This window comes from Pseudoalteromonas rubra, assembly GCF_005887095.1.
Taxonomy (GTDB): Bacteria; Pseudomonadota; Gammaproteobacteria; order Enterobacterales; family Alteromonadaceae; genus Pseudoalteromonas; species Pseudoalteromonas rubra_E.
The window spans coordinates 40177-62813 of sequence record NZ_PNCI01000025.1 but is presented as its reverse complement, the minus strand read 5'-3'; the positions used below and the strand labels follow the sequence as shown (position 1 = coordinate 62813).

At 44.3% G+C, this 22637-nt stretch carries 20 protein-coding genes; 14 read left to right on the top strand and 6 right to left on the bottom strand.

The window, feature by feature from the left end:
* Positions 1-20 precede the first annotated feature (20 nt).
* The 8 genes from CWB99_RS11850 to CWB99_RS11815 all read left to right on the top strand — a co-directional run bounded on the left by CWB99_RS11850 (position 21) and on the right by CWB99_RS11815 (position 11623).
* Positions 21-1172, top strand: a complete 1152-nt coding sequence (locus CWB99_RS11850; RefSeq protein WP_138549563.1) for an amidohydrolase family protein — start codon at positions 21-23, stop codon at positions 1170-1172.
* Positions 1173-1189: 17 nt separating this feature from the next.
* Positions 1190-3277, top strand: a complete 2088-nt coding sequence (locus CWB99_RS11845) for a YcaO-like family protein (protein WP_138549564.1) — start codon at positions 1190-1192, stop codon at positions 3275-3277.
* Between the two features lie 12 nt (positions 3278-3289).
* Positions 3290-4372: a BMA_0021/BMA_0022 family TOMM bacteriocin gene (locus tag CWB99_RS11840; RefSeq protein ID WP_138549565.1), complete on the top strand. Its 1083-nt coding sequence runs from the start codon at positions 3290-3292 to the stop codon at positions 4370-4372.
* Positions 4373-4421: 49 nt separating this feature from the next.
* The gene (locus CWB99_RS11835; RefSeq protein WP_138549566.1) at positions 4422-5174 is read left to right on the top strand and encodes a hypothetical protein; all 753 of its coding nucleotides are present in this window, start codon (positions 4422-4424) and stop codon (positions 5172-5174) included.
* Between the two features lie 32 nt (positions 5175-5206).
* On the top strand, positions 5207-5878 hold the full coding sequence (locus CWB99_RS11830) for a hypothetical protein (RefSeq protein WP_138549567.1): 672 nt from the start codon (positions 5207-5209) through the stop codon (positions 5876-5878).
* The gene (locus CWB99_RS11825) at positions 5875-7785 is read left to right on the top strand and encodes a YcaO-like family protein (RefSeq protein ID WP_138549568.1); all 1911 of its coding nucleotides are present in this window, start codon (positions 5875-5877) and stop codon (positions 7783-7785) included. Before CWB99_RS11830 ends, CWB99_RS11825 begins: the two co-directional genes overlap by 4 nt.
* Before the next feature lie 18 nt (positions 7786-7803).
* Positions 7804-9618, top strand: a complete 1815-nt coding sequence (asnB, locus tag CWB99_RS11820; protein WP_138549569.1) for an asparagine synthase (glutamine-hydrolyzing) — start codon at positions 7804-7806, stop codon at positions 9616-9618.
* A gap of 487 nt (positions 9619-10105) precedes the next feature.
* The gene (locus CWB99_RS11815) at positions 10106-11623 is read left to right on the top strand and encodes a YcaO-like family protein (RefSeq protein ID WP_249331856.1); all 1518 of its coding nucleotides are present in this window, start codon (positions 10106-10108) and stop codon (positions 11621-11623) included.
* Between the two features lie 267 nt (positions 11624-11890).
* Here the strand turns inward: CWB99_RS11815 and CWB99_RS11810 are convergent, their stop codons facing one another.
* The gene (locus tag CWB99_RS11810; protein WP_138549571.1) at positions 11891-14074 is read right to left on the bottom strand and encodes an OsmC domain/YcaO domain-containing protein; all 2184 of its coding nucleotides are present in this window, start codon (positions 14072-14074) and stop codon (positions 11891-11893) included.
* Positions 14075-14268: 194 nt separating this feature from the next.
* Here CWB99_RS11810 and CWB99_RS11805 point away from each other — a divergent pair, with 194 nt between their 5' ends.
* Positions 14269-14862, top strand: a complete 594-nt coding sequence (locus CWB99_RS11805) for a hypothetical protein (RefSeq protein WP_138549572.1) — start codon at positions 14269-14271, stop codon at positions 14860-14862.
* 199 nt (positions 14863-15061) lie between these two features.
* On the opposite strand, the gene CWB99_RS11800 is transcribed toward CWB99_RS11805, so the two are convergent.
* Positions 15062-15937, bottom strand: a complete 876-nt coding sequence (locus tag CWB99_RS11800) for a LysR family transcriptional regulator (RefSeq protein ID WP_138549573.1) — start codon at positions 15935-15937, stop codon at positions 15062-15064.
* 106 nt (positions 15938-16043) lie between these two features.
* Here CWB99_RS11800 and CWB99_RS11795 point away from each other — a divergent pair, with 106 nt between their 5' ends.
* Both CWB99_RS11795 and CWB99_RS11790 read left to right on the top strand, forming a co-directional pair.
* Positions 16044-17210 carry an MFS transporter gene (locus CWB99_RS11795; protein WP_249331854.1) on the top strand — a complete coding sequence of 389 codons (1167 nt, stop codon included), beginning with the start codon at positions 16044-16046 and terminating at the stop codon, positions 17208-17210.
* Between the two features lie 22 nt (positions 17211-17232).
* Entirely contained in the window at positions 17233-17790 is a 558-nt protein-coding gene (locus tag CWB99_RS11790) for a GNAT family N-acetyltransferase (protein ID WP_138549574.1), read from the top strand.
* A 110-nt stretch (positions 17791-17900) separates the two neighbouring features.
* On the opposite strand, the gene CWB99_RS11785 is transcribed toward CWB99_RS11790, so the two are convergent.
* The 4 genes from CWB99_RS11785 to CWB99_RS11770 all read right to left on the bottom strand — a co-directional run bounded on the left by CWB99_RS11785 (position 17901) and on the right by CWB99_RS11770 (position 18893).
* Positions 17901-18104 carry an EF-hand domain-containing protein gene (locus CWB99_RS11785; protein ID WP_138549575.1) on the bottom strand — a complete coding sequence of 68 codons (204 nt, stop codon included), beginning with the start codon at positions 18102-18104 and terminating at the stop codon, positions 17901-17903.
* A 95-nt stretch (positions 18105-18199) separates the two neighbouring features.
* A complete protein-coding gene (locus tag CWB99_RS11780) occupies positions 18200-18409 on the bottom strand; it encodes an EF-hand domain-containing protein (RefSeq protein WP_432760832.1) in 210 nt (69 codons plus the stop codon).
* A gap of 20 nt (positions 18410-18429) precedes the next feature.
* Positions 18430-18645, bottom strand: coding sequence for an EF-hand domain-containing protein (locus CWB99_RS11775; protein WP_138549576.1), 216 nt, complete (start codon positions 18643-18645; stop codon positions 18430-18432).
* 26 nt (positions 18646-18671) lie between these two features.
* Positions 18672-18893 carry an EF-hand domain-containing protein gene (locus CWB99_RS11770; RefSeq protein WP_138549577.1) on the bottom strand — a complete coding sequence of 74 codons (222 nt, stop codon included), beginning with the start codon at positions 18891-18893 and terminating at the stop codon, positions 18672-18674.
* Positions 18894-19194: 301 nt separating this feature from the next.
* On the opposite strand from CWB99_RS11770, the gene CWB99_RS11765 reads away from it, so the two are divergent.
* From CWB99_RS11765 to CWB99_RS11755, 3 genes are read left to right on the top strand one after another with little or no spacing between them, the layout of a single operon-like run.
* Positions 19195-20604 (top strand): HAMP domain-containing sensor histidine kinase, encoded by a 1410-nt coding sequence (locus CWB99_RS11765; RefSeq protein WP_138549578.1) that lies wholly within the window; start codon positions 19195-19197, stop codon positions 20602-20604.
* Complete coding sequence (locus tag CWB99_RS11760; RefSeq protein ID WP_138549579.1) at positions 20601-21140, top strand: hypothetical protein; 540 nt, start codon at positions 20601-20603, stop codon at positions 21138-21140. Before CWB99_RS11765 ends, CWB99_RS11760 begins: the two co-directional genes overlap by 4 nt.
* On the top strand, positions 21140-22492 hold the full coding sequence (locus CWB99_RS11755; RefSeq protein ID WP_138549580.1) for a sigma-54-dependent transcriptional regulator: 1353 nt from the start codon (positions 21140-21142) through the stop codon (positions 22490-22492). Before CWB99_RS11760 ends, CWB99_RS11755 begins: the two co-directional genes overlap by 1 nt.
* The last annotated feature ends 145 nt before the right edge of the window (positions 22493-22637 follow it).

Below are 22637 nucleotides of genomic sequence, written 5' to 3'. Positions count from 1 at the left end.
ACTCAAAAAATGAGAGAATAATGTATAAAGTTTTTGATTCTGACCGTCATGTCGTAGAACCTGTAGAATTATGGGACAACTATATTGATGAAGAACAAGTAGGTGAGTACCGTGTTAGCCTAAAAGAGGATACTCTTGAAGAGGCGCAACTCAGAGCAAAAAAATATGGTAACCTGCGAAGTGCAATTCAATTGATACCAACCCTATATGTTGGACAACACCCGATCTTTAAGCATTGGAGCGAAGAGCTTCAAATTGAATCAACACACCAACAAGACAGTAGCCAGTTAGAAAGGCTTTCAGCCATGTCAGGGAAAGGGCAATTAGCTTCTATGGACCTGCATGGAATTGAAAAGGCCGCTATCTTTCCGACATTCGCATCATATGTTATTAATCACGCAGAGATTTCAGCTAAAAGCTCTCTTGCATATGCTGAAGGCTACAACGAGTGGTTAAATGAATATGTAAGCGCTGATAAAACAAGGCTTCTTCCTGTCGGTGCTGTTAGCAGGCACGACCCAGAAACTCTTGCACAGCAAGTTAAAGCAATCGCTAGCTATGGCTGGACTACTATTTCAATAAGACCTGAAGTTATCAATGGGCATTCTTTGGGATCTCAAGCATATGAGCCATTTTGGCAAGCTTGTGAAGAGCATAATATAGGTATCTGCCTCCACGGTGGATCAAATCTGCACGGCAGCACTGCTGGTAGTGAACGATTCACTTCCAGGTTCGGATTACATGCTTGCTCCCACCCAATTGAACTGCAAATGGCATTTGTTTCTCTATTGGAAAATGGCGTTTTTGAAAAGTATCCGAAGCTGAAATTTGCTCTTTTAGAAGGCGGAGGCTCTTGGGTTCCATATTGGCTGTGGAGATTGGATAACATTTGCTACCCTGAATATCCAAACTTAGTAAAAGACAATATTAAGAAATTACCATCTGAATACTTTAAGTCTCATTGCTGGGTTAGTATTGAAGATGGGGAACCATGTATTAGAGAACTAATAGATTACATTGGTTCAGATCGTCTTCTGTTCGGTAGTGACTATCCACACCCAGACCACTTGGACTCTGAGAGCTCGGATGACAAAGAAGAGTTTTCATTTCTAACAGAAACTGAAAAAAAAGAAATTTACGAGCTTAATCCAAGTAAGTTTTTTAATTTTTAAATCTAAGCGACTAAGCCTTGAAAGAAATTTATCTTATCAGTGATGAATTCAGCACCTATCCAACAGACTATGGACTATTTTTATTAGGTGATAACTCTCACTACTTCATAGACAGGCAGTATCTGCCAATCGCAAATTCACTGAAATCAGGGCTTTCAGCTTCTGATTTATTTGGGAGTGATATAAGCATATATGAATCAGCCGTTTTATTTAAAAAAATTGAGGATTTAAAGGCTTCTGGCATCATCGTAGAGCACAGTGGCCAGCGATTAGAAGGCGTATCACAAGTTAGGGAGACATTTGAAGGTCTGTGTATTTCAGAATCTCTACAATCCTCTTTTATTCCGGTGGAATTTTGGCGAGAAGTCGTTGAGTCAAGCCAACTCAATGGTCGTTTAAACGTAATCCTTACAGCAAAACTAGATCTGTCACTAATCCATCTGATAGAGCAATCAGTAAAAAAACCTTCGATAGTTATAAAAATAACAGGCAAAGATATATGGGTTACCCGACCTTTCGCCCATACAGAAAGGCAGAACGTTGAAGCTTTGATTAGTCAAATTTCAGCAAATACACCATTCGAAGGATATCTTAAAAGCCTAGGCCACGACCTCTACTATGCTTCTTATAAATCGAATCTAGATCTTTTAAAGGAGAATAAAGCCAGATTAGTTTCTCTTTTGAATTGCATTGACTTAAAAGAAGACATAATAACGACATTTTGCCTAGTAAATACTAAAGAAGCCAAACATAACGTCAACACATTTATCAGGCAGGGATATGATTTTAATAAAGAATCAAGTCATGTTGAGTTGACGGATTGCTTTGTAAACTATAAGCATGATTGCGGTACCAGAGTGCAGTCTCCACATAGTACGCTTGATACATTAATGCCGCTTATTAGTCCAATAACAGGTGTTATCACGCATTTAGAAAAAGAAGAACTAGGCGCTTACTCATCTATACCTGTATACAAAGCGGCGTATAACAAGCCATTGTATAAAAATAGTTTTGAGCGCCCTTCAAATGAGGCTTTCATTCAAGGAACTATGGGCAAAGGGGAAACAGACATTCAATCTCAAGTCAGTGCTATCTGCGAGACAATAGAGAGATTTAGCGCTATTTTTAAAGGGTATGAAATTCCGATAAAATCATGTCAGAGCAAACTCGACCTTTACTCTTACTCATATCATGACTTAGCACCTTATTCAGAAGCCCAATATCGAAACTTCAATACTCCAGAGCATTCAGACTCCAAAAGAAAACAAGCTTGCAGAAAATACACCGACCAAGAAACGCTTTGGTACAAAGCAACCTCTTTGATAAAAAAATCACCAGTATACGTTCCCTTTACCTTTTGCTTTTCAAACACACCTTTTGAAGATGAGAAATTTGGCAGGTGGCATTCAAATGGTTGTGCAGCGGGAAATACAATTGAAGAGGCAACGCTACAAGGGTTACTAGAGCTAATTGAGCGAGATGCAATCGCCATCTGGTGGTACAACAAAGTAGCTCGGCCTGCATTTAGTATGGACAAGCTAGCTACCACATTACTCGAACGATGTGATCAAACCCTGGGGAAAGACTTTGATTATTGGTTATTAGATATCACAAACGATGTTGGCGTAACTGTGATTGCAGCAATTGGAAGAGAAAAAGCTTCAGGCAAATATAGTTTTGGATTTGGTTGCCACATTGTTGAGGAAATTGCAGCACAACGAGCACTGACAGAACTTTGCCAATTAATAGCAGCAAAAGAGCAAAACAGCTGTATATTTGATAGAAGTAAAATCGATACTGGCAATTATCTAATGCCACATGAAGACGTTTTACCTGTTAATAAAAGTATACAGTTCTCTGAAAATTTGAAGGTAATGATCGAAGCTATAGCCAAGCAGCTGGATACGTTGAATATTGAGGTATTGTTGTTGAATTACACAAGGCCAGACATTCCTATCAATACAGTCAAGCTATTCGCTCCGGGCCTATGTCACATGTGGCCACAACTAGGTAACCCCCGGCTTTATCAAACCCCGGTAAAACTCGGGTGGTTAGAACAGCCACTCACAGAGCAAACAATAAACCAACAAGGGTTATACATTTAACAAGGAGAAAAAATGGAACTAACGAAACAATTGCTTGACTTTCGTGCAACATACTTAAAAGCCATTGCAAAAGCATGGAATGACGAAGAATTTAGAAAAGAGCTATGCTTGCCCGGAAATGCACTATCTGTCCTAGACAAATACTTCGGCTATAAATGCCCATGGAATATTCAGTTTTCTATCAAAGATCTCGGCGAGGGGCCTTTCTATAATGAGACAAGAGGCGTATATATGACCGACTCTTTATCTTTCGATAAGTTTGTCGTCTCCGTGCCGGAAAAACCTGCTATTCCAAACCCAGCAGAAGCTCTTTCGCACTACTATTTCGATAACTCCTGGATATTAGAGAGCTTCACTGACGACGTAAATCATCCCAACCTTTCACTGCAACAAGTCTTTGACACATTGTGTGCCTCAGGGCACATAGACCACCCTGAAAGTGCTTTCATATTTCCCTCGATGAAAGATGGGCTGATTCCAGAAGCAAGTTACGACCTAGGTAACAGCAACACACATTTCGTTGAGTTTGGTGGAGTAATGGCTGCAGCTGTTGCTCTCGCGTGGTCAAACACTAAATTTAGTAATAACCTCATTGAAGAAACTATCTCTCATAGTTCTACAAACACCATTGGTAATGCCACTAAATTGCTAAAGGATTGGCTAGACTATGACTACCCTTGGGACGTAGACCTAATAGTAAAGAAAGATAAGCTTGCTAAATATGCAAGAACTTTTGATGCTGCACTGACACTGCGTTCCGGTGAACAGCTTCAGAGAACAGTTGCATACTTGCTTGATGAATCCACCTTTAAACTAAGTGCGAGAGATCTCTCCGCGTCTCGTAACAAACTTCTGTTTGTACTCGATGAGCAGATTTCACCCAAAGATATCGAATCCATTTCAGTATTAGAGTCAACCATTGCAATTGATAAGTGGGTTTGGTGTGTTGAAGATGAAGGCAATTATCAACAAGTTCAAAAAACGCCTCTTGGTATTATTTTATCTTTCCCTGAAGCTCCAGATGATAAATCGAGTCAACCTGTTGCACTAACTCGTTATAATAACGATGGTCCAGGTTTTCCATTTACTTGTTAATAAATTAATCTAAATCCATGAGAACTTACTTTAAAATAGGACTTTTACAGTGGAAATAAACAACTCAAAATTCGGAGATACCGCATTTGGCTCTTTTACAGGGTCACTTCAAGTACTTTTCGATGAATCTATTTTGAATGGAGCAGCTTCACACGAGAGCTGGAGCCACGCATGGGGACGAGCAGTAGCCTATGCATGGGAAAAAGAAGAAAACAAAGCAGCGCTGTTACATGATCCGGCGTTAGTTTTATCGATGTTTAACTATAAGCTTCCTGCTGGTGTCAATCTGAAAGTAGTTGATGCAAATCGTCATGAAGATCAATCAGTTGTTATTGAAGCAACCAGCAGCAACCTTCAATATCAGCGAGATAACCTGAAACCTGGCTACTTTAAAGCCTACCTTATTGACCCAGGAACAATTGTTCCAAGTCAAGAGCAAGGCTATGTAACATTCAGTCTTGTTTCTACTGACAATGCTAGTTACTTCAATGTAACTAAGAAATGGAGTGATGTTCCAGTAAACGGATGGGTTGACATACCAGCCACTGGAGTGATTGTAAAGCACCCTTCAGGCCGTCTTTGGTACATTACTACTGAAGAGATTCCAGAAAATAGCCCTCAGTGGAGTGCTTCACAGTTTAGTCAAATGATGGATGATTTCATCCATAGCAATCCTTCATTCTTGAATTTAGGCTCAACAGTAATTATGAAGTTACCACCTAAACCAGAAGAACAGCAAGACGTGGCAATGTCTTTAATGGACTACGATGCGCTTGGTAAAATCTACCCTTTCACTACTTGATTCAGGAGGGAGCGAAAGCTCCCAACTTTTTAATGAAATTTGCACTATTACCGAACTTGTTCGACCTTAATTCTGCAGAATTAAACGCACTGTATGAATATTACATTACAAAAAAGTTCCTTAACCACGGTGAACCACTGAGAAAATGGTGGCTAGATGAAATGGATACAAAAGTGGCGAAGGTAGACCAGGTTCATCAGATATGTCCAGAAACACAAAAACTCATAACTAAACTAAACAAAAATTGCTTCCCTGAACACTTTAGCAGTAAGGTTCTGCAGTTATGGGCTAGTTCAGTTATTTTTATCCCACCAGATAACGGACAAAACATTTGCTCTGTGAACTTTCACCGCGATAATGATATTGTTGATTTCATAACAGGGGAACATTTTTCGTTTTCTCTAGCACTGTCCCCCGTAGAGGCATATCTCTCAGATAACCTGATGAGTAGATTTAATGCATTTGACAATATTTGCCAAGACTCTGCTACCCTCAAGCAAACAAAGAGGATTGAAATCAAGCAAGGTCAATCTCTTATAGTGAACAGAGAAGTATTTAAAGGCTTTGGTAAAAATACGACTAACCAGCATCAGGTTTTGCTTAACTTCTATGTCCGAGGTGTAGACAGTGAAGTTTTGGTGCAAAAAAACAGCTATGGCCTTACAAATAGAATAACAAACTTTTCAATTTCCCCCATTTTATGAAGCATTACTCTATAAACCCAGAAGTTTTTCTTTTTAAAGAAGATAAAAATCTATACATAATACACAAAGATAGGGAGTACTTGGTTCCACTAAAAATGCATTCTGATTTGCAAATAGCTGAAAATGGGATCTGGGTTGAATGCGAGGATATTGAGAAAATGCTACTTGATAGCGACTTAATTTTTGAGCAAGATACAAGACAAAGCACGTCTGAGACCTTCCTTACAGGAGTCAATCTAACATCTCTATCAACAAGCTCACTTACAAGTCAAAGATGCATAAATGCATATGACATCATAGCCAACGAAATAACAGATCCCAGAATTGATGGGTTAGTTATGAGCCATGAAGTAGTTCGCGTCATAATTCCCACAACTCAATTTCCACAGGTAATTATAGGAAGAAACAAGGCAGAAGTGCTTAGCCTGATAAATACATCTCGAGAAATTTACCTTAACACTAGACCTTTAAGAAGAAGGTTATTTAAAAAAGGGGTTGATTTTACAAGAGACCTAAATGTTTCCAATGAGTCATTGAATAAACTCATCTGTATATCTAGCTATGGTTGGTCATATGTTTCTGAGAGTGATGAATTGAAGACATGGAGCCCGATAAAAAAGATCAAACCAGCTCTGGATAAAGTGGTTAACAAGTACTCCGGCTTCAGAGTAGTCAGTAAGGAAGAGACATTAAAAAATATTGAAGTGATAGCAGACCCTATATTCGGGTGCCTTTGTTTCCATGGAAAAATAAACAACAGTGCGGACAAAGATGGGAGTAAAACCTACTTTTCTACTTTTTGCGAAAACCCTTTAGACCCAGACTGTATCAGCAATGAATCTTTATACTACACAGCAATGGGGAAAGGTATAGATGACAAGCAATCAAAAATAAGCTCACTTTGCGAAGCAATTGAACGCATTTCATCAAATTTTGACTACTCTATCGATGCTATAGAAGCAAAGCAAAGTGAATTAGAAAACTGCCTAAAGCTAGTTGAGTTAACACCATTCAGCCAAGCTCAATACAAAAAATTTGCACAACGAATAGCTCAAGGCACTCAGTCAATATATGAGGTGGAGGAGTACTTAGATCAGCCAATTCATTGGACAAAGTGCAAAGATCTATTCGACCAAGAGTACTGGGTTCCTATAAACTTTGTCTACAAAAATACGCCATATCCGTCTCGCTTTGTGAAGTTCTATCATAATGGAGGAGCCGCGGGAAATAGTGTGAAAGAGGCTTTACTACAGGGTACATTGGAACTAATAGAAAGAGATGCCGTTGCTATATGGTGGTACAACAAATCAATAGTACCTAGACTAAGCTTAGACGACCTTGGTGAGGAATTAATAAGCCAGATTGAGCTGTTTTTTGGTGAAAAATACAACCTCTGGTTGCTTGATCTAACTTCCGATATCGGTATTCCTGTTGTAGCTGCTATTTCATTAAATACTGAAAACAGTGAAGTAACACTCTCATTTGGATGCCATTTAGACCTAACAATAGCAAAACAGAGAGCAATAACGGAGCTTTTTCAGGTTCATGAAATTAAAGATATAAATACATCCCCTTTCAGTTTTTCTGATATTAAATTGGAAAGTTATATCATCGGCAGCTCAGAGAACAAGAACTCAGAAATATCGCCTCAATACAACTTCAAAACTATTTCAGATTCTTTGAATTTTATAGTAAATAAGCTTAAGCGTGTCGGTGTGAATTTATACTATGTAGACCAATCCAAAGACAATCTACCACTTTATGCTGTGAAAGTTATCGCCCCCACGTTATGCCACTTTTTCCCTTACTTAGGTTCAGAAAGGCTCTATACTGTACCTGTGAAAATGGGGCTTATAGAAAAGGCAAGAAATGAAAGTGAACTAAACAAATTAGAGCTTCTAATATAAAGTGGTATATAATAACTCATGTGTGGAATATTAGCCTCTATTAGCAATCGAAATAAAAAAAATGACCTCATAAAATCTTTAGAGCTATTGAATCATCGAGGTCCAGATCAACAGGGTTTTTATTATGATGAAATTGAGGGAGTTTTTATAGGTCATAAACGACTAGCAATAAACGGGGGGTCAAGTGCTCATCAGCCTATACTTTCTGAGTACAGCGCATGGGTTTGCGCTGTGAATGGAGAAATATACAATGATGCTGCGCATCTCGAAAAGTCAGGAGCACCTTTTACGTCAAAGTCGGATAGTGAAATAGCATTAAGAGGCGTTGAGCTATATGGTGTTAATTATCTCGATGAACTAGAGGGTGAGTTTGCACTATGTTTATACAATCGAAAAACTGAAAAGATCTACCTTGCCCGAGACAGAAATGGCAGCAAGCCACTCTATTACTACCATAATAATGATTATTTTATAGCCGCATCAGAAATTAAAGCTTTGCTATCTGCGGGTGTACCAGCGGTATGGAATGGGCACTATTTAGTTGCAAAAGAACGATTTTTAGTAGGTGCCAAAGAAACATTTGTAAAAGGAGTTTTTTCTGTCCCTCCTGGTCATATAGTTGAGTACACAAATAATGAGCTAAAAAGCTATCCATTTTGCGAGCAATCCCCTTTTAACCCCGATTTATTTGAACCGTGTGATATTTCTTACGAACAGGCAACGCAAGAGTTTAGCCAGCAGTTTGAGCAAGCCGTTAGCAAAAGAATACCTCAAGAGCGTTTCGCTTGTTACTTAAGCTCGGGCATAGACTCATCATACATCAGCGCTTTATCAGCTAGACTGAGTGACAAAGCTGAATCATTCAGCATCGGATTTCCCAATAGCCCTTTGGATGAAAGCTTGGCAGCTGAAAAATTTGCTAAGCAGATTGGAATTAAACACCATACACTTCCACTAGAGCACAACGATCTCATTGGTTCTTTTGAAAAATCTATTTATCATGCAGAATCGATAGTGCCAAATTTAAATGTTGCCGCCAAATACCTGTTGAGCCGTAAAGTACAAGAAAGCGGAATTAGAATTGCGCTAACAGGAGAAGGGGCAGATGAATCATTGCTTGGCTATCAGTTTTTTCAATATGATTTGAGCTCCCCTTTAACACAACAAAGTGGACCTACTCCGCTTTTTGAAGGCCAAGTCAAACTTGAGACTGCATTGAATTTTACGCCCTGCGCAACTATAAGTGCTACGTCAAACGCTCAGTTATTTAAATCACTGCGCTCAGAAAACTTTTTTGACGCTTGTTACACAACACATTTAGTCGCACCTCGCAGTGAAATAGTCACTTCCCCCATTGGATACAGCCAATGGCTCCACTACAACACTGTATATCAAGACTATAACTTGCTTGCTCTGGGAGATAAAACTGAACTGGCAAACTCGATTGAAGGCCGTCAGCCTTTTCTGGATAACACGTTAGTAGCTTTCATTCACTCACTCCCAACTGCCTTCAAGTATTGCAACGGCAAAAATAAGAGAATTTTGAGAGATGCATTTACTGTTAATTTCCCTCATTTACATGTAGAGCAAATAAAAAAACCTTTTTTAGCTCCTACTAATTTAACCAAAAACATTACACTTTATCTGCTAGATGAATTATATGAATTGTCTAGCAGAGAATCACAATTGGGTATTTACGATATAGATAAAGTCATTACTTTTTTTGAGTCTGTTGTAAAAAATCAGACTCATCTAGACTTTTCAGAAGACATTGTTGTTTGTCACTTCCTAAGTATTCTGTTTTTGCAAAAACACTTTAATTTAGAAGCGTAACTATATTATGAAACTCAAGTTTAATGGCAAATTCAGCATCTTTACGGATAAGCATGATAATGTTCTGCTTAACAGCCAAACTAATGAGTTTGTTTTAGATGCTGAAAATTTTCCTTTGTTCTCACACTTTAAACACCTGACAAGTATTGATGAGCTGGCGAAAAAAGTTCCTGTCGAACTTCTGGCACACTTTTATTATCAAGTAGAAAACGCGACTAAAAGAGGCTGGCTAGTTGAAGAGGTTGATCTACAAGATACGCAACCAGAACTTATCGGTGAAATGTATGGATCAAATTGTTTTATACAAAGTTTCACAGAGAACTGGCAGCGCATATCACCACACTTGCAGAACCCTTGCGTACTAATCGAAGATATCAGGAAAGCAACACATCTACAGGAGCATTTCCCCCTGAGGCTTTGTGAGGTATATAAAAATAGCATTTATATCTCACCAGTTTTAACATGTAACGACAAATTAGAGAGTTACTTGGCATGGGTTTTTGCCAACCGGCCACTCGACCTCTTTATGGACAAGTTTGGTAAAGGAAAAGGTCGCTTGCTGTCTTTCCCAAAAATACCACAACAGCTATGCTCGCTAGTTAATACCCTCGATTGCATTGAAGCATTGGTTTTTGATATTCAGCATGGCTCATCTGCCAAGTATAATTTTGATAATTTGAAGCGTATACCGCACTCTGAGAGCACATCTGAATTATCTCTTAAAAGCACTCCAATCACCTATGACGCTGATGGTGGTTCAAGAGCGTATAAAGCAGAAGACACACTTAAAAAACTTGCACCATTTATTGGCCGTCAACTGGGTTATATTTTTCCTGAAACTAAACTGTCCTCTCCTTTGGACTCAATTAAGATATTCACTTCAGGATTTTACAAATGCCCAATGAAAGCTCCGAAGCTAATTAGTGGTGCCGATTTTGCCCAACAAACGCTCGGCAAAGGCGTCACGCACGAACAATCCAAAGCCAGCGCTCTGTGTGAAGCAATAGAGCGCAAGAACGCTCAGTATATCGGCGATGAACCCAGTCAGGTGGCGCAGGCTCAACAACTTGATGTGCGTAGTTATGACTTTGAACAGTTGTTACCCTACAGCGAGCAGCAGTATGCACGTTTCTCGGACCCAAATGATTCAGAATCTCAACGCAAGCAAGCTGCGTTGCGTTACACTGGGGAAGCCGTCAATTGGACTGCACTGTGGTCGCTCACGCGCGATGAAAAGGTTTACGTACCTACCGTTTGCTGCTTTGCCAACACGCCGTTTGAGGAAGACCGCTTTGGTAAATGGCATTCCAATGGCTGTGCCGCTGGTAATAATCTGGAAGAGGCCATTTTACAGGCTTTATTTGAGTTGCTTGAGCGTGATGCAACCGCTATCTGGTGGTACAACCGCCTGCCGCGCCCACAGTTTGAGTTAAACGGTCTGGACCCGGATTATCTGGCACCGCTGCACGAAACCATCACCGCTGAACACGACTACTGGGTGCTGGACCTCACTGTGGATACCGGCGTGCCCGTAATGGCAGCGATTGGCCGTAACAAAGCAACCCAGGGGTATGTATTTGGATTTGGCTGTCATTTAAAACCAGAAATGGCGGCACAAAGAGCGCTCACTGAGTTATGTCAGCTTATTCCTATCCGCGACCAAAATGGTGCACCGTTTGATTTTGATGCCATTACAGATGACAGCTTTCTTTTACCAAACGAGCAGGCCCCAAGGGGAAGTTATAAACTGACTCAAAGCGGTGACCTGAAAGATGACATTCTGGCCATTGTTGAACATCTACACAGCCTGGATATGGAAACACTGGTACTGGACTATTCCCGCTCGCCCATTCCGCTGAGTACGGTTAAAGTCTTTGTACCAGGACTGTGCCATATCTGGCCACAACTAGGCAACCCAAGATTTTACCAGACACCAGTAAAACTAGGTTGGCAGGAGGAAGCATTGACAGAGCAGACGATTAATCAGCAGGGGTTGTATATCTAATTACGTTGGCCCTGGTGGGTGAGAGTAACCCAAATTGAAGCACCACACTCGCTATTGAAAAGATACCGGCTCAAGGCCGGTATGACTGTATACAGTGAGCGCATTTGAAGCGAAAAGGAGCGTATTTGTAACGAGAAACTCTGTTCACATATCCCCAGAGTTCCGACTCGGCGCTCCCCACCAAACCAAATTCTGCACTCTTGCTCACTATGCACAATTAAAGCCCGCAGGTAGTTAACTCTGCGGGCTTTAATAGCACTTAGCTATTTACCCCTTGGCAAACTTAGCGCGTGCAGAGTGGAGCTTTTTGTAGCTGTCGATTAAGCGCAGGTGCTTGTCCAGGCCTTCCAGTTGCATGTTGGTTGGTGTCAGGCCATAGAATTTCACATCGCCGTTGATTGAACCAATCACGGCGTCCATCACTTCTTTGCCGAACATGCGAGTAAAGCTGTGGATGTAGTCTTCAATTTCCAGCTCTTCGTCTAACGCTACTTCCAGCGTCGCGTGCATTGCCTGATAGAACAAGCCGCGTTCAACGGTGTTGTCGTTGTATTGCAGGAAGGTTTCGACCAGCTCAATAGCGGCTTCAATGTCGCCCAGCGCCAGATAGATGAGGATCTTCAGCTCCAAAATGGTCAGCTGGCCCCAAACGGTGTTTTCATCGAACTCTACGCCGATCAAGGTGATGATGTCGATGTAGTTATCAAGCTGGCTTTCTTCCAGGCGATTAACCAAATCGGCCAGCGCTTCGTCTTCCAGCGAGTGAATGTTCAGAATGTCTTCGCGGTATTGCAGGGCTTTGTTGGTGTTATCCCAGATCAGGTCTTCGGCCGGGTAAACCTCTGAGTAACCAGGTACCAAAATACGGCAGGCGGTGCCCATATCGGTAAACTCAGCGATATAAGCTTCTTTACCTAAGTCTTTCAAAATGGCGAACAGTTTGTCGCACTCTTCTTCGTTGGTGCCTGTGAAGTCCCACTCCACAAACTCATAATCGTGCTTGGCACTAAAGAAACGCCAGGAGATTACACCAGTAGAATCAATAAAGTGCTCTACAAAGTTCTCCGGCTCAGACACTGCCATGCTGTTAAAGGTGGGTTTTGGTACGTCGTTCAGACCTTCAAAGCTGCGGCCCTGCAACAACTCAGTCAGGCTGCGCTCCAGCGCAACTTCCAGGCTTGGGTGCGCACCAAAAGAGGCAAACACGCCGCCGGTTTTGGGGTTCATCAGGGTCACACACATGACCGGGAACTGGCCGCCCAGAGAGGCGTCTTTTACCACAATCGGGAAGCCCTGCTCTTCAAGCCCTTTAATGCCCGCCACAATGCCCGGGAACTTGGCCAGTACATCTTCAGGTACGTCTGGCAGCACAATTTCCTGTTCAATGATCTGCTTTTTCACCGCGCGCTCAAAGATCTCAGACAAACACTGTACTTTGGCTTCAAACAGGTTGTTACCCGCGCTCATGCCGTTGCTCAGGAACAGGTTTTCAATCAGGTTGGACGGGAAGTAAACCGTTTCACCGTCGCTGTGGCGCGTGTAAGGAATAGAGCAAATACCACGCTCGACATTGCCCGAATTGGTGTCTATCAGGTTTGAGCCACGCAGCTCGCCTTCCGGATCGTAGATTTCGCGCGTGTAGCCATCAAGGATCTCGCTTGGCAGTTCATCGTTGTCACCCGGTTCAAACCACTTTTCATTGGGGTAATGGACAAACTCAGCATTGGCAATTTCTTCACCAAAGAACTGATCGTTATAGAAAAAGTTACAGTTCAGGCGCTCAATAAACTCGCCCAGTGCTGAGCAAAGCGCGCTTTCTTTAGTCGCACCTTTACCATTGGTAAAACACATAGGTGATGCGGCATCACGAATGTGCAAAGACCAGACGTTAGGCACAATATTTCGCCACGATGCCACTTCGATTTTCATGCCCAGATCAGACAAAATGCCAGTCATGTTGGCAATGGTCTGCTCCAGTGGCAGGTCTTTACCCAGAATGAAGGTACTGGCATCTGAATCGGTGTTTACCATCAGCATAGCCTGTGCATCGTCATCCAGGCTCTCTACCGCTTCAACCTGAAACTCAGGGCCGGTCTGGATCACTTTTTTCACAGTACAGCGGTCGATGGAGCGCAAAATGCCCTGACGATCTTTTTCAGAAATGCTCTCTGGCAGCTCTACCTGAATTTTAAAGATCTGGTTATAGCGGTTTTCGGGGTCAACAATGTTGTTCTGTGCCACGCGAATGCCGTCGGTCGGAATGTCGCGCGCATTACAATACACTTTCACAAAGTAAGCCGCACACAGCGCAGACGAAGCCAAAAAATAATCGAACGGGCTGGGGGCTGAGCCATCGCCTTTATAGCGAATAGGCTGATCGGCAATGACAGAAAAATCGTCGAATCGAGCGTCAATTCGAAGATTATCGAGATAATTTACTTTGATTTCCATGGGGAAGGTTCCGGTGTATTGCAATCGAAAACCCACATTGTACTTGAGGTTGCAAGGCGGCGCCAATGCTGATGCAACAAATCTACAAACCAAAGTAAATTAAGTCGCTAAATGCCTGTTATTAGATGCACAGGCATGTTACTTTCTTGGCAATTAAACTCATCCAACAACACACGAGATAACAAGGATTTATTATGCGCAGCTATGTGTGGTTAGCACTTGGTTTAGGGCTGTTCTCAGGCTCAGCTATGGCATCTAATATGGGCTTTGGCGTCACTCTTTACGGTGGCCAAAACAGTAGTCAGGATTTACATACCAGTCAAAAAGCACTGGTTGAGCTGGCCGATAAAAACCACTTTGGGATCAGCTTTGACCGTTATTTGGATAAAAAACGCTACGGCTTTTTTTACAGTATGGTCGAAACTGAGTTCGAAGACTCCCCTATCTACAAGGTGGATATGGAGTATTTGATGTTTCAAAGCGCCATAGATGTGGATATTACGGATAATCTGGACAGCTACATTGGAGCGCAGATTGGTGTGAATAAAGTAACACCTAACTTCGAAGAGCCCGACCATTTTTTTGCCGCGGGTTTTTATGGCGGTCTTAAATATGATTTGGGTGCCGGGTTCAGCGCTCTGACAGAGATACGCTGGCTGGCTTCGTCTATCAAAAACTCCTCTAAGATTAGCTGTAATGGCAGTGATGAGGATGTCTGTGCGTGGCATTTTGACGGCGATGTGCTCAATCAGTTTCAGTTGAATGTGGGCCTGACTTACCGTTTTTAACTCGCTCGGCCGGTGTTATTTCGTCGGCCAGCTCTGTCATCGCGTATGACGTATGTGTGCCTCTGAACGCTGCTCTGGATGCGGTTCTACTGGCCGTCCGCTCCTGGTTACCTTTACAGCTAAATGGTTCCCGGCTCGTTGGCCGGGATGACGCGATGGGTGGTCATTTTTAAACCAAGGAACGTTCTTCTCCACAGTTTTACAACGCAGCCTTAAGGTGCTCAATAAACAACCGGGTTTTACGTGGGGTATAGCTGGCCTTGGGGTAATAAGCCCAGAGTTGTTTTACCTCGGAACGAATACCCGGCAAGATGGGGACCAATGCCCCGGAGCTTAGTTCCCGTTCAATATAGCTTGGCGCGATAAATAACAGGCCTATTCCCTGCACAGCGGCCTTTAAAATGGCATCCAGATGATCGGTCACAAAATTATAATTTGTGAATTCAAACAGCTGGCCATCTTCCAGCACTACCCCACCAATTTTGTGATAATAGCTGCTCAGCAACATTTTGTGCTGCGCCAGGTCGTCAACACTGGCTATCTCATCACAGCGTGCCAGATATTCAGGCGCACCGAATAACTGCATCTGATAGTCGAACAAACGAGTGCCCTTGTGTGACACTGAATCAAATGACTCATTGTACCTGGTGATCACCACATCGTGCTGAAGATCTGGTGGCTCTCCTGGTGCCAGAACATTCAGATGAATCGTGATCTTCGGGTATTGCGCCAGAAACTGCTCTATTTTAGGCATTAACACACTACTGCCCACTGCCTGTGTGGCGGCAATCTTCAGGCTTCCCTGCAGCTCGCATGGATCAGACTGAGCGCTTTCAACCAGAGCTTCAAATTGCGCCAGCCAATCTCTGGCACGAGGAAAGAAGTGCTGCCCCTGCTCCGTCAGGTTGACCTGTCGGGTGGTGCGAATAAACAAACTTTGTCCCAAGTGCCTTTCCAGCCAGTCAATGCGCTTACTCATAGCAGACGCTGATACACCCTGATGTTCCGCCGCTTTGGTAAAGCTCCCCAGCTCTGCCAGAACGCAAAAACTCCGTGTTGCCGTTAACCAATCCACTTAATTAATTCCTTACAGGAAATAGTATTTTAATTATTACCTTATTTTTAGGACAATGAAAGCGGCGTATAGTGCCTGGGTCAAATCCTCTGCGCCAGGAGTGCCTGTGTACTTGTTTACTATGCTCGCTGTTTTACTGATGTCCTGCTCTCAGCTGGTCAGCCAGGTATATATGCCTGTTTTGCCTGATATAGCAGATAGCCTGTTACTATCAAACAGCATGAGCCAGGCCATGATAATCAGCTACTTTATTACCCTTGGGGCGGCGCAACTGGTTGTCGGTCCGCTGCGCGATAAATATGGTGATCGGCCATTGTTTATTGCCGGGCAAATCATTCTGCTGGTCGGTACCCTGTTATGCGCCGTTGCACCAGATAGCAGCACCTTTTTAATTGGTCGAATATTACAAGGCGCAGGCTCCGCGTCACCTGTGTTGATAAGCCGCACTTTACTTGCCCAGCATCTATCTGGCGCAAAGCTCAAAAGTGCCATGGCGACGGTGGCCATCTCAGCCAGTGTCACCGCCATTATTGCGCCGTTACTCGGTGGCATGCTTAGCAGCTGGTTTGGCTGGCAGGGTTTATCTCTAGTGCTCATCACTTACTATTTGTTTATCACATTATTTGGCCTGAGCCTGCTCAAGACCCGAGCACCTCAGCCTATTGCAATTAACCCGATGAGCCTCATCCGGCACTACCAAAGTATGGTCAGATGTCAGGTGTTTCTCTCCCTGGCAAGCTTCAAATGGGTGCCCACCTTTTTGTATTTAACGCTTCAATTGCACTTACCATTTTTACTTCAGGAGCGCTTTGGCTTCACCACAAGCCAGACCGGGCAGGCCATGATGCTGCCCATGGTGGGTCTGTTGCTGGGCGCCGTGTTTGCTAAGGTTTTGCAGCGTCATGTCAGCTATATGAAAATTGTCTTGTGGCTGTGGCCGGTATTACTTATGAGCGCACTGACTTTTCTGCTGGCCAGCGACAGCGCACTTGCCATACTGCTGGCGTATGCCGCCATCATGCTGGTGTTTGGCGGGTACTTTCCCAGCTATATGCACTTAATCGGCTTGCTCCACCCCAATCAGGCGGGCACAGCAAATGCGCTGGTCGGGGCCATCGAGTTACTGATTTTTTCTGTGATTGCCTGGCTGGTTAATCTGTGGCTGCCAGACAACACACAAACTCTCTCACTGTTGATAGCAGTGTGCGCCGCGCTGTTGTTATTAAGCTGGCGTACTATCCGCATTCAGCGACCACATTTTGAACACACTTAACGTATACTTTTTGGGATCATTCATGTTCGAAAAACTCCATTTTAACACGGCCCGCCTTACCATTCGGCCATTGCAACAAAGTGATCTGCATGGCGTTTACGAAAGCAGACGTAACCCGGGTACATCCAAATATATTGGCGATCCGGCCACACTGGCAGATGCCCAGGCTCGCATTGACCGGGCCAGCGCCCCCTGGCAGGCAAAGGAACAAGAACGGCTACTGCTGGCCATTATCAGACGCGAAGACAATGTTCTGGTTGGCGAGCTCATGTATAAGTTTTTGTGTCACAACGCTAAAACAGCTGAGATCGGATATCGTCTGAATGAAAAATATATCGGCCAGGGCTACGCCTTTGAGGCTGCAAACGGGCTTATAGAGACTGCCTTTACGCAGTTTGGGCTAAACAAGATCTGTGCATTCTGCGCAGTTGAAAATCAGGCTTCGTGGCGACTGATGCAAAAGTTGGGTATGCAACAGGAGGCGCATTTGCGCCAGCACTTCAAATTCAGCCATGGCTATTGTGATGGCTATATGTATGGTCTGCTGCGCAGTGAGTATAAAATGGCAGCAACGGCCTGACAAACTAAAAAGGCTCCCTTATCAGGAGCCTTGGCTCATGGAAGGATCCATGAAGACTGTTGCGTAAAAAAAATACAAAATTGGGAGTGTGCCTGTGTTATGTCAGGCAGTTACAGGCGAAACTCCTGCTTAGACAGTTTGCCATCGCCATTGCTGTCGAGTTTATCGAATTCAGAACTCAATTCAGTTGATACTGCCGCTTCCGACTTACTGATAAATCCATCGTCATTTTTGTCGAACGATGAGAATGTGCTTGCTGCGTGTGCACCCAGGCTGGCCATCATTAGGGCTGCTGTGATCATTAACTTATTCATACTTAGCTCCTTAGCGTAAGATTTTAATCTGTTTTATCTAACCTTGAGGGAAGTGACGCGACAATGGCGCCACTTGGTTTATTGCCCTCATTCAGCTACTGGCGAAATTCCTGCTCGGAAAGCTTACCGTCGCCATTGCTGTCTAGCTTGTCGAATATGACTGTTAACGTTTCTGAGCCTGCCGCTTCAGATTTTGAAATAAACCCATCACCATCGGCATCAAAGGATGAAAATGAGCTGCTTGCTGCATGTGCGCCCAGGCTGGCTAGCATCAATACTGTGCTTAACATAAGTTTGTTCATCATAATTTCCTCACTAAATTGGCTTAAAAGTGACTAAATTCTTTGGCGCTCAGCGCACCGTCGCGATTTTTGTCCAGGCGTCTGAACGCCTCAGCTACCTGAGGGACCTGTTTCGCTTCTGACATACTGATCAACCCATCGCTGTTGGCGTCCAGTAGCGCAAAATCTACCTCAGAGGCAAACGCAAATGCGCTGGTGAGCATACCGATTGTCAGTGCAAATACATGTTTTAGCTGCATAATAGCTTCTCCTGTATGAGCATCTATTAGTTATTGAAGCCTGAGAATTCACTTCTGCTCAGCTGACCATCGCCGTTGCTATCCAGATCTTTAAACTGTCCCATCAATCTGGGATTGGCTTTTGATTCACTCAGACTGATAGCGCCATCACCATCTGTGTCATACTTTTCGAAGTCGCTGCCTGCAATCGCACCGGTTGCCAGTACAGTCAGACCCAAAGCCGCAATCAATGTCATAGATGTTTTCATGTTACTTTCCTTCTGTTTTTGAATGTTTGCTGTTAATTCAGCTGCCGAGAAACCGCTTGGAGTTTGTTGGCTGCGTTTGACAAGACTATTCCAACTTTGGTGCCAGCTTTATTTAGTTCTTTATTTTCAATGAGTTAATTGAAGGTAGGTAAAAAAGTTCAGGTGGGATTAAGGTAGTTTGTTGCTAAATGGCAACACTGTTTAACCTGCGTTTTTGGCTCAACTTTAAAAAATCAATAACTTACACTTGTTGCTATTTGGCAACAGCAGGCCGAAAACACACTAAAAAACCAGATATTTTATGCAGCATGCCAGCTCAGAACCGCGCGCTCGTGAGCCGCTCAAACAATTTTTTTCTCAGGCGTTGTGGAAACAGGCACTGATGGCGCTGCTACTGGCCTTGGTGCCCCTGTTGCTGCTCACCCTGTGGTTTATTCAATCGGTTGCCTATCAGCAACGAGTAGTACAGGATATTTATGCTAATAATCAGAAGGTTACATCAGAGTTTAATGAGCTGAGAAACGCGCTGCAGGCGCTCGAAAAGGCCCAGCTGAACAATCAGCTGCTACAAAGCGAAAAATTGCAAAAAAGTATCAACGAAACCTGGCAAAAGCGTAAAAATTCGCTCAAAACACTACTGATAAAGCTGGAAAAAAGCGCAGCCGTTGCAAATTGGCAACAGCCCCTGTCACAGGCTCAGGCACCCAACAGTAAAACCTTATCAGCCATGGTCAATGTCCTGGCCCAAGAGTCACAATCGCTCCAGCAGGCCCTCGATCACACGCTCAACGAAGCGCTGGCACAACAAAGTAAGATCCGGCAACGCTTTTTAATCGGACTGAGCATGCTGTTACCTGTTTTGATCGGACTCAGTATCTGGCTGATCAAACGGATCTCCCGCCAGTTATTTCAGCTGGAGAAGGCCATTGCAGTCGTTGGTGACGGTCAATTTGCTACTCCCATTCGATTATCGGGAAGCCATGAGTTCACACAGTTGGGGGAACGTCTTGAACAGGTTCGCAATGAGCTGACCGCCAGCAAGCAACAAAAAGAGACCTTTTTGCGCCATGTATCGCACGAGTTAAAAACCCCGCTGGCCTCCATCAAAGAAGGCACTGAGTTACTGAATACACCTCACCTGGGGCAGCTCAACGACAAGCAGCGGCGCGTAACCGGCATTCTGAGCACCTCAGTGACAAAGCTCACTCAACTGATTGAAGATCTACTCACATTTAGCGCTGCCAGCCATCCGCATAGTCAACAGGCGCGTTGTAGCGCCCTGGCAATCAAAGAACAGCTTGAAGAACACTTTGCACAGCGACTACAAGGCGCAGGTATTCAGATTGACTGGCGCTTTAACCCAGCGCTCACTCAATTGCCCGAAATGCCTGTAAAACTGGCACTGACACACCTGCTTGGCAACGCCATTCAGTATACCAAGACCCAAATCAGCATAGATCTGACAGACACGCCAGACCACTGGCAAATCAGTGTCCGGGACGATGGGCCTGGGCTCGACCCACAAGAAGCCAATCACCTGTTTAAACCCTTTGTCAGAGGCAAACACAGTGACCCGATTGCAGGCAGCGGACTAGGACTGGCCATTGTCGAGGAATGTGTGAACCAGATTGGTGGCCAGTTAGGGTGGCAAAATACCCACCCGGGCTGTGAATTTAGTTTAACTTTGCCAAAACAAGGAATAAGCAAATGAGAATCCCATTGTTGAGCTTAGTGCTCGTTGTCAGCCTGAGTGGCTGCCAGCTGAGTCCCAATGCACACAAAAGTAGCTTTATCGGGCCAAGCAAAACGGTGAGTCCGGACTATGCACCACTGACAGTTCTGCTCGAACGTTATTTGCAGGTTTGCCAGCAGGGGTTGCCGCCACAGCACAACCAATCGGCGCGCTATATCGGTCAGGCTGCCATTGAAACCTTTATGCACGACTACTGCAATACAGTGTCGACCACCAGACAGTTACAACTGATCACCGCGCTTGAGCAAAGTCAGCTCTGGCCGGAGCACTATCAGCTGTGGTTTAACACCCTGAAACAACACACTCAGGTGCTGCGGGGACAAAAAATCCGCCTGCATCGCAGCAATGCCAAACTGAGCCAGATCCAATCACAGCTGAGCCAAACCAATCAGGCCCTGATGACCCTCAAGCAGGAGCTTGCCGATATAGAACAACAAAGACTTCAGGACGTGCCCCTGAATGAGTCCCCTCAGACACCCAAGGAGCAGCAATAATGTCTTACACAGAAATCGAGACCACAGATCCTCAGCCTGCAACACACAGCACCTCTGTTTTGCTGGTAGACGACGACCCGGCCCTGAGCGAGCTGCTGGGAATGCGGCTGGAAAGTCATGGCTTTCAGGTAACGCTGGCCAGCAGCGGGCATGCAGCACTGCGACAACTTGCAAATACATCCATCGATTTGGTGCTCACAGACTTGCGTATGGATAATATGGACGGTCTGGCCCTTAACCAGAAATTACAGGCGAACTACCCGGGCCTGCCCGTGATCATGATGACCGCACATGGCTCCATCCCCGATGCCGTTGATGCCATTCAGCAGGGGATCACCGCCTTTATCACTAAGCCCATCGACAGTGACGAGCTGCTTGCAGCCATCAACAAAGCGCTGCCTGAAAAAAGTACGTTACACGCGCCAGATCCAGATAATTTCCACGGTTTATATCACCAAAGTGCGAGCATGCGCCAGCTGGTGCAACAAATTAAAGCCATCGCCCCCAGTCAGGCCAATATTCTGATCCAGGGCGAAAGCGGCACAGGTAAAGAAGTCACCGCGCGGGCTATTCACCGGGCAAGTAGCCATGCCCAGGGGCCGTTTATCGCCATAAACTGTGGCGCCCTGCCAGCACACTTGCTGGAATCCGAATTATTTGGTCATAAAAAAGGCGCGTTTACCGGCGCCATTGCAGATAAACAGGGACTCATTCAGAGCGCCGATCAGGGCACTCTGCTGCTGGATGAAATCGGCGATATGCCGCTCGACTTGCAGGTAAAACTGTTGCGGGTTTTGCAGGAAAAAACCGTCCGCCCAATTGGCGGGCATCAGGAGCAAACCGTGAACGTGCGTATTCTCTCGGCCAGCCACAAAAACATTGCGCAGGCGGTCAGCGAAGGGAAATTCAGAGAAGATCTTTATTATCGGCTTAACGTTGTGCAGTTATCGCTGCCCTCGCTCAAAGAGCGTGTTGAAGACATTCCCTTGCTGGCTAACCTGTTTTTGAGTCAGTTGAGTAAAACCCCCAAACGGCTCTCGCCGGATGCCATGACCGCCCTGTTAAACTATGCCTGGCCCGGCAATATCCGCCAGTTACACAATGTGATTGAGTACTGCGTGGCGATGACGCCAGGCAGCCATATTTCTGAGGACAGTGTACTCAATGCCTTGCCGGCGCAGGACGACCGCCAGGCGTTTATCGGGCTTAATGATGCCAAGCGTCAGTTTGAGCGAGATTATATACTTAAGGTGCTGGCCTTGTGTCAGCATAATGTGCCGCAAGCCGCTAAACTGGCACAACGAAACCGCTCTGACTTTTATAAGTTAATGAAAAAGCACGATATAAAATAGTTTAGTAAAAACATTTGATTAATTATTGTACATGCGTTTAAATAGCTATGGAGGACGCAAGGAGCGCCTGTACCATTTGATAAGGGATTTGCTTGGATGCTGGTTACACCTGGCAAGCATTCTTAGTCAAGGACAGCATCATTTC